Source organism: Acinetobacter sp. ANC_7655, assembly GCF_056784015.1.
This window is the reverse complement of record NZ_JBWYJB010000008.1, coordinates 80,955-96,607: the sequence shown is the minus strand read 5'-3', so window position 1 is coordinate 96,607 and position 15,653 is coordinate 80,955. Positions and strand designations below refer to the sequence as shown.

Annotated in this window: 14 protein-coding genes; 7 read left to right on the top strand and 7 right to left on the bottom strand. The window is 39.7% G+C overall.

Translation table 11 applies throughout. The features are described 5' to 3' along the window. Positions 1-60 precede the first annotated feature (60 nt). Positions 61-915 (top strand): bifunctional DNA-formamidopyrimidine glycosylase/DNA-(apurinic or apyrimidinic site) lyase, encoded by an 855-nt coding sequence (mutM, locus tag AC1M9N_RS09865; protein WP_481591722.1) that lies wholly within the window; start codon positions 61-63, stop codon positions 913-915. Next, positions 912-1,196 (top strand): peptidylprolyl isomerase, encoded by a 285-nt coding sequence (locus AC1M9N_RS09860; RefSeq protein WP_180028291.1) that lies wholly within the window; start codon positions 912-914, stop codon positions 1,194-1,196. Before mutM ends, AC1M9N_RS09860 begins: the two co-directional genes overlap by 4 nt. 172 nt (positions 1,197-1,368) lie before the next feature. On the opposite strand, the gene mscL is transcribed toward AC1M9N_RS09860, so the two are convergent. Together mscL and typA are read right to left on the bottom strand one after the other, a co-directional pair. Continuing rightward, entirely contained in the window at positions 1,369-1,803 is a 435-nt protein-coding gene (gene mscL, locus AC1M9N_RS09855) for a large conductance mechanosensitive channel protein MscL (protein ID WP_035270698.1), read from the bottom strand. Between the two features lie 233 nt (positions 1,804-2,036). Beyond that, positions 2,037-3,869, bottom strand: a complete 1,833-nt coding sequence (gene typA, locus AC1M9N_RS09850) for a translational GTPase TypA (RefSeq protein ID WP_035270590.1) — start codon at positions 3,867-3,869, stop codon at positions 2,037-2,039. Positions 3,870-4,047: 178 nt separating this feature from the next. Between typA and AC1M9N_RS09845 the strand changes: the two genes are divergently transcribed. From AC1M9N_RS09845 to AC1M9N_RS09835, 3 genes are all read left to right on the top strand, one after another. Beyond that, the gene (locus AC1M9N_RS09845; protein ID WP_035270592.1) at positions 4,048-5,412 is read left to right on the top strand and encodes a uracil-xanthine permease family protein; all 1,365 of its coding nucleotides are present in this window, start codon (positions 4,048-4,050) and stop codon (positions 5,410-5,412) included. Between the two features lie 61 nt (positions 5,413-5,473). Then, positions 5,474-6,499, top strand: a complete 1,026-nt coding sequence (locus tag AC1M9N_RS09840) for a methyltransferase (RefSeq protein WP_481954675.1) — start codon at positions 5,474-5,476, stop codon at positions 6,497-6,499. Between the two features lie 10 nt (positions 6,500-6,509). Then, positions 6,510-7,964 carry an amino acid permease gene (locus tag AC1M9N_RS09835; RefSeq protein WP_092767523.1) on the top strand — a complete coding sequence of 485 codons (1,455 nt, stop codon included), beginning with the start codon at positions 6,510-6,512 and terminating at the stop codon, positions 7,962-7,964. Positions 7,965-8,018: 54 nt separating this feature from the next. Here the strand turns inward: AC1M9N_RS09835 and AC1M9N_RS09830 are convergent, their stop codons facing one another. Together AC1M9N_RS09830 and omp38 are read right to left on the bottom strand one after the other, a co-directional pair. Continuing rightward, entirely contained in the window at positions 8,019-8,477 is a 459-nt protein-coding gene (locus AC1M9N_RS09830) for an OmpA family protein (RefSeq protein WP_481610145.1), read from the bottom strand. 109 nt (positions 8,478-8,586) lie between these two features. After that, positions 8,587-9,636 carry an outer membrane protein Omp38 gene (gene omp38 / locus AC1M9N_RS09825; protein ID WP_481596050.1) on the bottom strand — a complete coding sequence of 350 codons (1,050 nt, stop codon included), beginning with the start codon at positions 9,634-9,636 and terminating at the stop codon, positions 8,587-8,589. A gap of 372 nt (positions 9,637-10,008) precedes the next feature. Between omp38 and AC1M9N_RS09820 the strand changes: the two genes are divergently transcribed. Both AC1M9N_RS09820 and AC1M9N_RS09815 read left to right on the top strand, forming a co-directional pair. Continuing rightward, positions 10,009-10,539: a GspH/FimT family pseudopilin gene (locus tag AC1M9N_RS09820; protein WP_481609075.1), complete on the top strand. Its 531-nt coding sequence runs from the start codon at positions 10,009-10,011 to the stop codon at positions 10,537-10,539. Positions 10,540-10,640: 101 nt separating this feature from the next. Next, on the top strand, positions 10,641-11,816 hold the full coding sequence (locus AC1M9N_RS09815; protein WP_481596048.1) for a thiolase family protein: 1,176 nt from the start codon (positions 10,641-10,643) through the stop codon (positions 11,814-11,816). A 164-nt stretch (positions 11,817-11,980) separates the two neighbouring features. Here AC1M9N_RS09815 and AC1M9N_RS09810 read toward each other — a convergent pair whose 3' ends face one another. From AC1M9N_RS09810 to AC1M9N_RS09800, 3 genes are all read right to left on the bottom strand, one after another. Continuing rightward, positions 11,981-12,967: a diaminopimelate dehydrogenase gene (locus tag AC1M9N_RS09810; protein WP_481596047.1), complete on the bottom strand. Its 987-nt coding sequence runs from the start codon at positions 12,965-12,967 to the stop codon at positions 11,981-11,983. A 401-nt stretch (positions 12,968-13,368) separates the two neighbouring features. Further along, positions 13,369-13,854, bottom strand: coding sequence for a DUF934 domain-containing protein (locus AC1M9N_RS09805; RefSeq protein WP_481587188.1), 486 nt, complete (start codon positions 13,852-13,854; stop codon positions 13,369-13,371). Next, positions 13,847-15,490 (bottom strand): nitrite/sulfite reductase, encoded by a 1,644-nt coding sequence (locus tag AC1M9N_RS09800; protein ID WP_179998965.1) that lies wholly within the window; start codon positions 15,488-15,490, stop codon positions 13,847-13,849. The genes AC1M9N_RS09805 and AC1M9N_RS09800 overlap by 8 nt, the downstream gene beginning before the upstream one ends. Positions 15,491-15,653: the final 163 nt, after the last annotated feature.

The window sequence follows — 15,653 nt, the reverse complement described above, 5'->3', positions numbered from 1 at the left end:
TGCTTGCAATATCCTCATTTAACCCAATATTTTTCTACTCGCCCATTTAACAGAGTTTCCATGCCTGAATTACCTGAAGTTGAAACCACGAAAACCAGCTTGCTCCCTTTGCTGAATCAAAAAGTACTTTCTGTTCAAGTCAATAATTCAAGTCTGAGATGGCCTATACCAAATGATGTAAATCAATTGGTCGGTCAACGACTGATAGGGCTAACACGTCGATCCAAATATATTTTGGCACAATTTGAAAATGTGACCATGTTATGGCACTTGGGAATGTCAGGAAGCTTTCGTTTGTGTGATTCACGTGATGCGTTGAGAAAGCATGATCATTTCATCATACAATTCGATGATATCCAATTACGCTACCACGATCCTCGTCGTTTTGGTTGCATTTTATGGCTAGATGATCATGCTCAAACCAAACTTTTAGATACGCTTGGCCCTGAACCTTTAAGTGAAGCTTTCAATGCGGACTATCTAGAGCAGAAATTTAAAAATAAGAGTGTTGCAGTCAAAGTTGCAATTATGGATAACCACATTGTTGTGGGTGTTGGAAATATTTATGCAACTGAAAGTCTGTTTAATTTGGGCATTCACCCTGCACAACCCGCTTCAAGTCTTACACGGCTACAAATTGAAAAATTTGTCATTGAAATCAAACGAATTCTTAAACAAGCAATTGATTTAGGCGGATCTACTTTACGTGATTACACCAATGCCATGGGCGAAAATGGCTATTTTCAACAAACGCTATTGGCTTATGGGCGCGCTGGTGAAATGTGCATCAACTGTGAAACAACTTTAGAAAATATTAAACTCGGGCAACGTGCTTCTGTTTTTTGCCCTGAGTGTCAACCGATTAAGCGACCTCAAGCCTCAAAGAATCCTGTATCAAAGGTAAAATCCAAATGAAATCAGCAATTGTTCGGCATATTTTAGTCAAAGATAAAGACCTGTGTATCCAACTTAAACAAAAGCTTAAAGACGGTGCTGATTTTGCTAAAATTGCTAAGCAACACTCAACTTGTCCCTCAGGAAAAAAAGGAGGGGAATTAGGTGAGGTTAAGAAAGGACAATTGGTTGGTCCTATCGATAAGGCAGTTTTTAGTTTGGCTGAACGTGAATTACATGGACCAATTAAGAGTCAATTCGGCTGGCATTTACTCGAAATTAAATTTCGTATGGATTTTTAAACTTCCTGGATTTCCCTCTCCTTTTAGGAGATGAGAAGCATCGCTTCGCAAGGGAGAGCTAAGAATCAATACCTCCCGGCCTCCCTTTGACAAAGGGGGATTTCGGGCGATTTTAAAAAAATGATGAGATATAAAAAACGGCGCATTTAGCGCCGTTTTCATTGTAAAAGCATTAACCTTTACGTTTTAATTCGTCACGAATTTCACGAAGTAATTCGATATCTTCTGGGGTAGCTTCAGGTGCTGGAGCTTCCTCTTCTTGCTTACGACGCATTTTATTCATCAATTTCACTAACCAGAATACCACCCATGCAAGCAGGATGAAGTTGATGAGAATCGTCAAGAAATTACCGTAAGCCAAAACATTTAAACCTGCTTCTTGAGCAGCAGCAAGCGTTGTAAGGTTATTTGGATTATCGCCCAATACAACAAACCAGTTTGAATAATCTACATCACCGCCTAAGATCCAACTGATAATTGGCATGATGACATCTTTAACCATTGAATCGATGATTTTACCAAACGCCCCACCAATGATCACGCCGACTGCCAGATCCATTACATTGCCTTTTACGGCAAATTCTTTAAACTCTTTAATAATGCTCATTTTTTCTCCAAAATTTTTCTATGCATTAATGTGACATAATATACATTATTCTTAATGATATTTCCGTCTAAACTCGTTGGTTTTCCACCAAAATCATAAGTATCTCTGTTTAAATAAACAAGATCTTGTCCAAATCAACTACAACAATTCAACAACTTTTATTTCATATCTTAAATGATGTAGTCAAGATATAAAAAAACCGCTCTTTTGAGCGGTTTTTTTATTTAAATCAATTAAGATTTATTACGTTTACGTTCGTTTTCAGTCAACCAACGCTTACGAATACGAATTGATTTAGGTGTAACTTCAACAAGCTCATCATCTTGAATAAATTCAAGTGCTTGTTCTAACGTATATTCAATCGCAGGAACAAGTGTTAATGCATCATCAGTACCTGATGCACGAACGTTTGTTAATTGTTTCGCTTTAGTTGGGTTTACAACCATATCGTCAGAACGAGAGTTAATACCAATGATCATACCTTCGTAAACTTCTAACTGAGGTTTAGCGAATAGACGACCACGGTCTTGTAAACTGAACAATGCATAGCCCAAGCATGTACCTTGAACCATAGAAATCAACACACCGTTTTGACGTTTTGCAACAGAACCTTGTTTCATTGGTCCATAGTGCGAGAAACTTGAGGTCATGATACCAGTACCTGAAGTCATGGTCATGAATTCTGAACGGAAACCAATCAAGCCACGTGAAGGTACAGTTGCTTCAATACGAATACGACCTTTACCGTCGACTTCCATATTGGTCATTTCACCTTTACGGTTACCCATTTGTTCCATCACAGCACCTTGATGCTGTTCTTCTACGTCAAATGTTACGTTTTCGTATGGCTCTTGCATTTCGCCGTCAATCTCTTTCAAGATTACTTGCGGACGAGATACACCCATCTCGAAGCCTTCACGACGCATGTTTTCGATCAATACCGAAAGGTGAAGTTCACCGCGGCCCGACACTTTAAAACGGTCAGGACTGTCAGTATCTTCTACACGAAGTGCTACGTTGTGAATCAATTCGCGGTCAAGACGTTCACGGATGTTACGTGAGGTCACAAACTTACCTTCTTTACCGGCGAATGGTGAGTTGTTAACTTGGAATGTCATCGATACTGTAGGCTCATCTACAGAAAGCGGTGGCAATGCTTCAACATGTTTAGGATCACAAATCGTGTCAGAGATATGAAGTTCGTCCATACCTGTTACACATACGATGTCACCTGCAGAAGCAGATTCAACGTCGATACGCTCTAAACCATGGTAACCCATGATTTTTAAGATACGACCGTTACGTGTTTTACCATCTTTGTCGATTACCGTTACAGGTGTGTTCAATTTCACTGAACCACGTTGGATACGACCAACACCAATAACACCAACGAAGCTGTTATAGTCAAGTGAAGACACTTGCATTTGGAATGGACCATCAACATCCACTGCTGGCGGCTCAACGATGTCTACGATTGTTTGGAACAACGGAGTCATGTCTTCAGCCAATTCTTCTGGTGAAGGACCTGCTACACCACGAAGACCAGATGCATAAACCACAGGGAAGTCTAACTGTTCGTCAGTACCACCAAGGTTATCAAATAAATCGAATACTTGATCGATTACCCAGTCAGGACGCGCATTAGGCTTGTCAACTTTGTTGATAATTACGATTGGTTTCAAACCACGTGCGAACGCTTTTTGCGTTACGAAACGAGTTTGTGGCATTGGACCTTCTTGTGAGTCTACCAAAAGAAGTACACAGTCAACCATCGACATTACACGTTCAACTTCACCACCGAAGTCGGCGTGTCCCGGGGTATCCACGATATTGATACGGTATTCAGTATCAGTACGTTTATCTAACCATTTGATTGCAGTGTTTTTTGCAAGAATGGTAATACCACGTTCACTTTCAATAGCGCCTGAATCCATGACACGCTCGATCTCACCCGCGCGTTCACCCAAAGCACCTGATTGTTGTAAAAGTTTGTCGACAAGAGTCGTTTTACCATGGTCGACGTGTGCGATGATGGCAATATTACGGAGAGTTTTAATATCTGACATGTAAATTCGATACGCTTTAAATTTGAGGGCAAATTATACAGAAAAATCCTAAACTTTTATAGTGACTGTTTCTTTACAATTTCATTTTTTTTTGACGAATGGTTATGTTTCGGTTTTGTAAACGCATGTAACTCGATTAGAATGTCGGCACTTTCGCTTAATCTAGATGGTATAGACCATGTCTGCTCCCGACCAATCTCAAGAACCGAAACTCGATCTTGTTTATGGTTTAGACGATAAACCAAAACCGTTCATCGCTTTTCTCGCTGCCATTCAGCATTTACTTGCCATTATTGTTCCGATTGTTACTCCTGGTCTATTGATCTGTTTGGCTTTAGGTGTTTCTAAAGAAGATACAAACATGATCCTCTCCATGTCATTGGTGATTTCAGGTATTGCGACATTCTTACAAAGTAAAAAGGTTGGTCCTTTCGGTGCAGGCTTACTGATTGTTCAAGGTACAAGTTTTAACTTTATCGGTCCTATTATTGGGATTGGCTCAGCAATGGTTGCCGCAGGAACTCCAGTTGAAACTGTTATGGGTTCAATTTTTGGTGTCGTGATTGCAGGCTCATTCATTGAAATGGGCGTTTCACGCATATTACCATGGGTGAAAAAACTCATTACTCCACTTGTGACTGGTATTGTTGTACTTCTCATTGGCTTAACCTTGATTAAAGAAGGTTTAATCTCAATGGGTGGTGGTTACCAAGCGATGGGGAATAATACTTTTGCCAATACAGACAATCTCATTATGTCTTGTACTGTTTTGGCATTAATCATTCTCTTAAACCGCTTAAATGTTACATGGGTCAAGAGTAGTGCGATATTAATTGCACTGATCGTAGGTTATGCGTTAGCAGGCTTCATGGGCCATTTAGATTTTTCTGGCTTAGAAAATGCACCTTTGGTTCAAATCCCTACACCAATGCACTTTGGCTTAGACTTCTCTTGGAGTTTATTTATACCAATGGCATTTATTTATCTGGTTACTTCATTAGAAGCGATTGGTGATATCACCGCGACCTCTAAATTGTCTAATCAGCCTGTTGATGGTCCGAAATGGATGGAGCGTATTAAAGGTGGTGTACTCGTCAACGGTGCAAACTCCTTACTCGCAGGCTTATTTAATACTTTCCCGAGTTCTGTTTTTGCTCAAAACAACGGAGTAATCCAATTAACTGGTGTTGCTAGTCGCCATGTGGGTATATGGATCGCCGCGCTATTAGTTATTTTGGGTTTACTACCAGCAGTGGCTGCCATCATCCAAGCTGTTCCTCAAGCTGTACTGGGGGGCGCTGTCATGGTGATGTTTGGGGCTGTTGCAGCATCAGGGATTAATATCCTTTCTGGTATTCAGCTTGACCGCCGTGCATTGCTTATTATTGCAATTTCACTTGCTCTTGGTTTAGGTGTTGCTCAAGTTCCACAGATTCTTGAACATATGCCTGAACTCATTCGTAATATATTTAGCTCTGGTGTAGCAACTGGCGGCATTGCAGCCTTGATCTTGAACTTCGTTCTACCTGAAGCAAAGAAATAATTTAGATTGAATCAAAGACTGCCCAGCATTGTCTGGGCTCTTTTATTCTGTGGAGAAATATATGGTTCCTCAAAGTGAAGTTGTTATTCGTCAACATAACTTTCTGAAAGGTCGAATATTATTAGTCAATGCACCAACTGATGACTTAAGCACTCAGCTCGATAAAAATATTCAGGCTTCAGTATGGACATGGAATTATAACGACTTTCTATTTTTCCAAAATCAAAATATTCCTGTTCATTTTGGGACGGATATGCCTGAAGCAGAATATGATCAAGTTATTGTTTTTGTGCCTAAAGCCAAAGAGCTTTTGAATTACTTACTACACAGTGTGGTATTAAAACTCGGTCTTGGTGCATCAATTTTTCTTGTCGGTGAAAAGAAAGGTGGCGTTGAACGAGCAGCAAAACAACTCGTTCCATTTGGCAAATGTGTCAAACTTGATAGCGCTCGTCATTGTCAAATGTGGCAATTAATTATCGATCAGACTCCTACGCCTCGAACTTTAGAAAATTGGGCTCAACAATATACAATTCCAACACCGAATGGCGAATTACAGATTTATGCTTTACCTGGTGTATTTAGTCAAAATAAACTTGATATTGGTACAGCTGTATTTCTCCCCTACCTCAATCGAGTGAGTTCAGGTAAAATCGCTGACTTCGGTTGTGGTGCTGGCATTATCAGTGCATATTTAGCCAAATTGAATCCCCAAAATCGTATTTTTGCGCTTGATGTGGATGCTTTTGCGCTCGCCTCCACCCGCCTAACATTTGAAAAAAATAATTTGTCACCAGAACAGCTCGAAATCAAAGCTGTGACTGGCATTGAAGATGCGCCACTATTTTTACATGCCATCGTCAGTAACCCTCCTTTCCACCAGGGTATATACACTGATTACAATGCGAGTGAGAATCTTTGTAAGACATCACGTCGCCATCTAAAATCTGGTGGTGAACTTTGGATCGTGGCAAATCGTTTTTTAAACTACCCAATTCTCATTGAGCAAAATTTTGGTCAATGTGAAACTTTGACTGATCAACAAGGCTTTAAAGTACTGTTTGCAAGTACTCAAAAGAAATCATAAGGAACTTTCGATGAGCGAAACCGGTCAACTTAAGCGAAAGCTTGGAGCACGCCATCTTAATATGATCGCCATTGGTGGTTCTATCGGTACAGGACTATTCCTAGCTTCGGGTGCAACAATTGCCAATGCGGGCCCTGGTGGTGCATTACTTGCCTATTGTTTAATTGGCGTAATGATTTACTTCCTCATGACCAGCTTAGGCGAACTCGCAACACACAATCCAACATCAGGTGCTTTCTTCACCTATGGCACCAAATATGTCGAAGGTGGGTTTGGATTCGCACTAGGCTGGAACTATTGGTACAACTGGGCGATAACCGTCGCATTTGAACTTGTTGCAGTTCAATTCATCATGAAATTTTGGTTTCCTGATATCCCAGGTTTCTATTGGAGTGCCATTTTCCTTGCTATCGTTTTTGGTATTAACGCCTTAACAGTCAAAGGTTTTGGTGAGTCTGAGTTCTTTTTCTCACTCATTAAAGTTCTTGCCATCATTGCATTTATCATCATTGGTATTTTCATGATTGCCAAAATCATGATGACACCCAATGTTGCAACTTTCGCAAATTGGTCAAAGGGTGAAGCGCCATTTGTAGGTGGTTTGTCAGCATTAATTGGTGTCGCGATGATCGCAGGATTCTCATTTCAAGGTACTGAAATGGTTGGTGTTGCCGCTGGTGAGTCGAAAGATCCGAAGAAAACCATTCCTATTGCGATTAAACAGATCTTCTGGCGTATTCTCTTATTCTATATCGTTTGTATTTTTATTATCGGTACATTGATTGCGTATGATGATCCTCGTCTAATGCAAGCTGCTTCAGATGAGAATATTGCATTATCACCTTTTACTTTACTCTATGAACAAGCAGGCTTTGCTTTCGCTGCAAGTGTCATGAATGCAGTCATTCTTACGGCTATCCTTTCTGCCGGAAATTCAGGAATGTACTCTTCCACACGAATGCTGTTTGATATGGCAAAAAATGGAAGTGCACCCAAAGTTTTCTCCAAACTTGATGGTCGCGGTGTACCAATGAATGCACTTTATGCTACGACAGCAATCGCAGCACTATGCTTCTTGACGACATTTATTGGTGAAGAGGAAGTATTTAATTGGCTTCTGAATATGTCTGGTATGTGTGGCTTTATCGTATGGCTCGGTATCGCAATCTCTCATTACCGATTCAGGAAAGGCTATTTGGCTCAAGGATATAAGTTAGAAGATTTAGCATATCGTGCAAAATTTTTCCCTTTTGCACCGTGGTTCGCTTTTATTTTGTGTGCAATCGTTGTGTTAGGTCAAAATTATCAAGCCGTACTTGATGGGGAGTGGATCGCAGTAGTCTCCACATATATTGGGATCTTCTTATTCTTAGCAATATGGCTAGTTTATAAGTTCAAGTACAAAACCAAGTTGATTCAATATCAAGATATGGATGTAAAACCAATTCAAGTCGATCAAGACTAATAAAATAAAAAAACAGCTCAAATTGAGCTGTTTTTTTATTGTTAGATTATGATCTTATTGTATTTTTAAGATTAAATTCACTCGACGATTCAATGCTCGACCCTCTTCTGTCGTGTTATCCGCAATTGGCTGATTTGGGCCATAGCCTTGTGTCGAAATCTGTTTAGGATCAACATTATATTGCATCACCAATTCATTACGCACAGCATTTGCTCGCTCAAGAGATACTTTTTGATTCGCTGATACTGACCCTCGATTATCTGTATGTCCATCCACTTGAAGTATAAAACTTTTATTCTGCGCCAAAACTTTTGAAGCTACTGTTAAATAAGGTTGATACCGAACATCAATTTGACGGGAATTGTGATTAAAGTAGAGCGGTAAACCTTGTTTTAATTCATTTAATATCTTTTGATCCAAGTCTTGTACACCAGTAGTTGATTGCATCTTTGTCGTTGTGCAAGCCGTCAAAGTTAAAGCAATGCATAAGCTTGCTATTAAACTATATTTCATCTTTATTCTCATTGTGTTGTTCATTATATTTTGTGAAATATATCACATTATTTAAAAAAGAGTTAAAAAAAACAGCTCCGAAGAGCTGTTCTTAATAATCAATTAAAGATTATTGTGCTGCTTGAGGTTGAGCAACTACTGTACGGCTACCAGAAATCGTAGCGAATACACGACGGTTCATCGCACGACCTTCTTTAGTTGCGTTGTCAGCAATTGGTTGATCCCAAGCAAAACCTTGAGTCGCTAAACGAGAAGCGTCAATGTTGTATTCGCTTACAAGAGCAGATTTCACAGAGTTAGCACGAGCTAAAGATAAACGTTCGTTCAACGCACGTGGACCAGTATTATCAGTGTGACCTTCAATACGAGCAGTTGCATTTGGATATTCGTTTAATTTTTCAGCTACTTTAGCAATTTCAGGCTTGTACTGATCTTTGATGTTAGACTTGTTCGTATCGAAGAATACGCGAAGTTCCATGTTAAGATCTTCAGTCAACTCTTGTGGAGCTGGTTGAACTGGAGCTGGAGCTGGTTGAACTGGAGCAACTTCTACTACTTCAGCAGCAGGCTTCAAGTGACCGCCTAAAACTACGTTAAGACCAGCAAGTGCTGTGTAGTTCCAGAAATCTTCGTCGATGTTATAAGTTGCACGAGCTTCTGTACGAAGAGATAGAGCATCATTTAAGCGCCAGAAAGCACCTACACCTGCATTACCTAAAGTACCTTCGTCATCTTTAAGATTTACACCATCGTATTCATATTTGTAGTGACCAGCACCCAAAAGAACGTATGGCTTAATTTTGCTGTCATAGTTCTTAGTGATTAAATCAGAAGTAACATAGAAGTTACCATTGATTTGAGTTTGCTTGTACTCGCCAACATCATTACCAGTAATTGTGCCTTCGATATCACCTTTTACTTGGTTATATTCAGCTTCAAAACCCAACCATGGAGTAAGTTCAATACCTAACGCAGCACCAACGAATAAATCGTCTTGTAATTCGATAATGCTGTCAGATAAGTGATCAGCAGCACCGTTGTTGTGTTGAGTGTCTTGGAATGTGTAACCCACTAATAGTGGAGTAACAGTTACACCAGCATTAGCAGCAGCGAATGGAGCAGCAACAAGCATAGCAAGTGCGATACGACTCAATTTCATGGATATCCTCCAGAGATAACAATTGTTTTTCAAGCTCAGCCTAAAATAATTATGGCTTCCTGAGATAGGCTTTTTTATACCCCAGTATTTTTTTTAAGCTACTCATGTTGAATCATACAAACACTTAAAGTGAATTCCAAGTGTTTGATTACTTTAATCAAGTAAATTATTGACAAAATTACTTACAATTTCCGTTGTAATTCGGTAATTTTTTACTCAATTTATCCGCATGAATAACTTATCTTTTCATTTTTGGTATATTAACAGCATTCAAAGGTGATAGTAATCATTTTTTAGCACTTCAGCTTATAATATAACTTCACCAAGATTATCTATAAATTCAAATAATTAACAAATACTAGAAGCTTTAAAATGTATTCCTATTGTAAATCTCTTGCTTTTACCCTTTTAGAACTCATTTTCACGATCGTCATTATTAGTATTCTTGTGATGATAGCACTCCCTCATTATCATGAATTTCGTGAAAATCAAGAAAGGGCGCAAATTCTTAGCACGGTACGGCAAGCCATCAGCCAAGCTAAAGCCAATGCTGTAAGTTACCGAAGCCCTGTGATTATCTGTGCTTCTCAAGATTTAAAATCGTGTAAGAACAGTCAATGGCATAAAGGGTTTATCATCTTTCTAGATCAGAATCACAATCAACAATTCGATCCTCACGAAAAGCTTATTCAAGCAACTTCGACAGATTACCAATATGGTGATTTCAGTTGGAAAGGTGGTGTTACCAGCAAGAATACGATCACCTTCCAACCAGACTCTGGTTTACCACGTGGATCAATAGGACATTTTAAATACTGTGCACATTCAAATAAATCAAATCTAATCGTTAGACTTTCAATGATGGGACAGACTCGTCTTGAAGAAACTAAGACATGTGAATGACAACTTATCAGTCACATTTTACACACTATAGCCAATATTAATTGGCCTGATATTACATATACTCAAGCTGTAAAACAAAGCTAAATAAATTGGAGAGAATAATGACTGATATCGTCATCCTTAATGGTGCACGTACGGCAATGGGCGGCTTTCAGGGAAGTTTATCAAGTGTGACTGCACCAGAACTGGGTGCAGTGACCATTAAAGAGGCTATCTCACGCTCGGGTTTGCAGCCAGCAGACATTGAAGAAGTCATTATGGGTTGCGTTTTGCCTGCAGGTTTAAAACAAGGCCCTGCTCGCCAAGCCATGCGCAAAGCTGGACTACCTGACTCGACAGGTGCAGTGACAATCAATAAATTATGTGGGTCAGGCATGAAAGCTGTGATGCAAGCAGCTGATATGATTAAAGCTGGTTCAGCAAATTTTGTGGTTGCAGGCGGTATGGAGTCTATGACCAACGCTCCTTACGTCTTACCTAAAGCACGTGGTGGTTACCGCATGGGTCATGGTGAAATCAAAGATCATATGTTCTTCGATGGTTTAGAAGATGCTGAAACTGGTCGTTTGATGGGCTCATTTGCTCAAGATATGGCCAACACTAAAGGCTATACCCGTGAGCAAATGGATGACTTTGCAATACGTTCATTAAAGCGTGCTCAAACTGCGATTACTGAAGGCTACTTCAACGATGAAATCGTCCCTGTTACTGTGTCAACTCGTAAAGGAGATGTCGTTGTAGATAAAGATGAGCAACCTTTTAACGCAAACATCGATAAAATACCAACACTTCGCCCAGCTTTTGCTAAAGATGGTACGATCACTGCTGCCAATGCCAGCTCGATCTCTGATGGTGCTTCAGCCTTGGTTATCAGTTCATCTGAACAAGCACATACAAAGGGTTTAAATCCTTTAGCCAAAATTGTGGCATATGCCTCTAATTCACAACATCCCTCTGAGTTTACGATTGCACCAGTCGGTGCAATCCAAAAGGTTCTCGATAAAACAGGTTGGAATGTCGCAGAAGTCGACCTTTGGGAAATCAACGAAGCTTTTGCAATGGTCACAATGTGTCCTATTGATGAGTTCAAACTCGACCCTGAAAAAGTAAATATCAACGGCGGAGCATGTGCTTTAGGACATCCAGTAGGATCTACAGGTTCACGGATTATTTTAACGTTAATCCATGCACTTAAACGCACAGGTGGTCAACGTGGTATTGCTGCGCTTTGTATCGGTGGTGGCGAAGCAACTGCAGTGGCGATTGAGTTAATCTAAAGCGTCTAAAGCCCCTATTTTTCAAAGAGGGGCTTGAGGGAGATTTAAATGATCAATCCTCCCCTAAACCCTTCTTGACTAAAGGAGGGTAAATAAAAAAGCCTCTACTTAGCTAGAGGCTTTTTTATAATCTCAATTCAAAGCATAGCTTTGAATTATTAGACTTAAAGAATTTCTTTACGTAGTTGCTCTGGAGATTTCATTGACAATAAGCCTGGTGCAACGTCAAATGCAGTTTTCGCGCCATATTGACCCATTTGATTCATGCGGTAGCATGCACGTGCATAAGCCACAAGTACACTTGCAGTAAACTCAGGATTGCTATCTAATTTCAACGAAAACTCCATTACTTGAGTCTGCTCTGCACTACTATTACCACTGCGAATGACAAATCCACCGTGGGGCATACGATTATGCTCGTTACGAAGCGTTTCTTCATCAATGAAGTTCACAGTCGTGTTGTACTCTGCAAAATAGTCTGGCATGGTCACAATCGCCTGCTTTACAGCTTCAGCGTCAGCACCATTTTCAAGCACAACATAACATTCACGAGTATGTTTTTCTTTAGTGGTTAATATAGGACGTGAACCACTACGAACTTTATCAATCGCATCTTGTGATGGAATAGTATATTGAATACCTGCTTTAACACCCGCCACACGGCGAATCGCATCTGAGTGACCTTGACTCAAACCCTTACCCCAGAAAGTATAGGTTTCACCATCTGGTAATAATGCCTCACCAAATAAACGATTAATTGAGAACATGCCTGGATCCCATCCAATCGAAATCATTGCCGTTTTTTTGTTAGCAAGTGCAGGCTCATTCACTGCTTCAAAAAACTCAGGAATACGTGCATGCGTATCAAAACTATCTACTGTGTTGAATTTACTTGCCAATTCTGGTGTTTGTTTTGGAAGATCATCTTTAGATCCACCACATAAGATCAACACATCAATTTTGTCTTGAAGGTCATTTAAGTCATCCATATGAAAAACTTTCGTGTCACTAAAGCAAGGAGACACTGATTCAGGTGCACGGCGTGTAAAAATTCCCACAAGCTCTAAATCTGGGTTCTTTTGAATTGACGTTTCAACGCCACGACCGAGGTTGCCATAACCGACAATACCAATACGAATCAAATTTTGCATAACAACTGCTTCACTATTTAAATGATGGCAAGATCACTAGACTGAGTACTAAACATATACCGCAAAACAGTCTGATTGAATGGAGAAAAACCCGCACCAAAAATGATCAAATGAATACTAACATACTACAATAAACTGCACTTTTTTGGAGCAAATTTATCATTTAAATCAGTGTTAATCGATCAATTGAATCATATAAAAAACCGCTGCACTAAAGGCTTTGTCGCTATATATTTCTGAATGAATTAAAAAAATCTGCTCTAAATAGACATATGATTAAACTTTGACCTTCTATGTGTCATTTTGAATAGCGCTTAGGCTGAACTATGAATACCTAAATCTTGTTTCCATTAAATAAAAAAAGCTGAACCTAAGTTCAGCTTTTTTATCACTTAATAAAATTAAGCACCCGTTTGATAATTTGGTTTTGGTACAGCAGTCGACGCTTGATAAGGTTGAGTAAAGTCGTTTAAACCTGCCGCTGCTTCTGCAATGTCTTTACCTTCTTTAATCACGAAAGTATCGAAACCAGCACGCTTCATGTAGTTCAACACGTCTTTGAATACATCACCTGTTGCACGAAGTTCGCCTTGGAAGCCTTGGCGACGTAACAATGCGGCAAATGAATACCCACGACCATCATTAAAACCTGCAAACTCAATAAAAATTGCATCAAGCTGATCAAGTGGGAATTCATTGTTTTCAGGTGAGGCATCTACGGTTAGGTAAAGTGCTTTTTTACCTGAAACATTGGCAAGCTGGTCTAACTGCTCCACCGTTAAAACCACATCACCTTGTGGCAATACGCCATCTTCACCAATCAGTTGATAAGTATTGTCTGCAATCGTGCCATCCTTAGAGAGCACTTGTAGTGCGGTATTAAGCATATGCACGCTCCTTAAATGGTTGAATTCCTACACGACGGTAAGTATCAATGAACTCTTCACCTTCTTGACGTAAATCAAGATAAGTGTTCAAAATTTCTTCCACCACATCTGGTACTTTTTCAGCAGCAAATGATGGTCCTAAGATGTCACCGATTGAGGCATCATGGTCTGCATTACCACCCAATGTAATTTGGTAGAATTCTGCGCCTTTCTTGTCGACACCTAAAATACCAATATTACCCACATGGTGATGACCACAGGCATTCATACAACCTGAGATGTTCAAGTCTAATTTACCTAAGTTGTAAATCGTATCTAAATCATCAAAACGGCGTGAAATCGCTTCAGAAATCGGAATAGATTTCGCATTTGCCAACGAACAGAAATCACCACCTGGACAGCAGATAATGTCAGTTAAGAAACCAATGTGCGCGCGAGCCAAGTTATTCTTTTCAAGAATCGTCCAAAGCTCAAATAAATCTTTTTGCGGTACATCGACAAGGGCAATGTTTTGCTCATGCGTGGTACGCAATTCACCAAAAGTGTACTTATCTGCAAGATCAGCAATCAAGTTCATTTCTTCAGTGGTCACGTCACCTGGTGCAACGCCTGCACGTTTCAATGAAATTGTTACGATGCGGTAACCTTTCACTTTGTGTGCATTGGTATTGATGTTAAACCACTGTTTGAATTTCGGATGTGCAGCAAACAGTTCTGAGAAATCTTCATCTGCATAATCTTGGTACGCAAATGGTGTAAAGTTCTGGTCCATTTTCGCCAGAGTATCTGCATCAACTTTTAAAGTTTTAATTGTATGTGCAAATTCAGCTTCAACTTTTTCAGCAAAAACTTCAGGTGTTAAAGCTTTTACCAAGATTTTGATACGAGCTTTATATTTGTTATCACGACGACCGTGTAAGTTATACACACGAAGTACTGCTTCTAAGTAAGCAATAAGGTCTTCACGTGGTAACCACTCTTTGATCACAGCACCAATGATCGGTGTACGACCTAAACCACCGCCAACCATGATTTTGTAGCCCATTTCTCCCGCTTCATTGCGAACGATATACACTCCGATATCATGAAATGCCGTTGCAGCACGGTCGATTTCAGCAAGTGCAGAAACTGCGATCTTGAACTTACGTGGCAAGAATGCAAATTCTGGATGGAAAGTTGACCACTGACGAATCAACTCACATGTCGGTCTTGGATCTTCAATTTCACCAGCAACGACACCTGCATATTGGTCTGTTGTTGTATTACGAATACAGTTACCAGATGTTTGAATCGCATGCATTTGAACTGATGCCAACTCTTGCAACATGTCTGGCACATTTTCTAATGCTGGCCAGTTAAATTGAAAGTTTTGACGAGTAGAAACGTGTGCATAACCACGGTCATACGCTTTAGCGAGTTCAGCAATTTTACGAAGCTGTTTAGAGTTCATCAAACCATAAGGTACAGCGACGCGAAGCATCGGCGCATAACGCTGAACATATAATCCATTTTGTAAACGTAATGGACGATATTCATCTTCAGTAAGCTTTCCAGCTAAATAACGTTCCGTTTGATCACGGAATTGTGCAACACGTTCATTGATCAGTTGCTGATCGAAATCAGTATATAAATACATGGCGTACAGCTAGTAGTTTAATTTTAACGAAGCACAGCATAGCTTTTATTCATCTATCAATAAAATGCGTTTTTTACATATTTAATAGCGGTTTTATTGATATGTAATCACTCGAATCACTGATATATAGACAAGCTCTGGATTTCAGCACTTATTCCACATA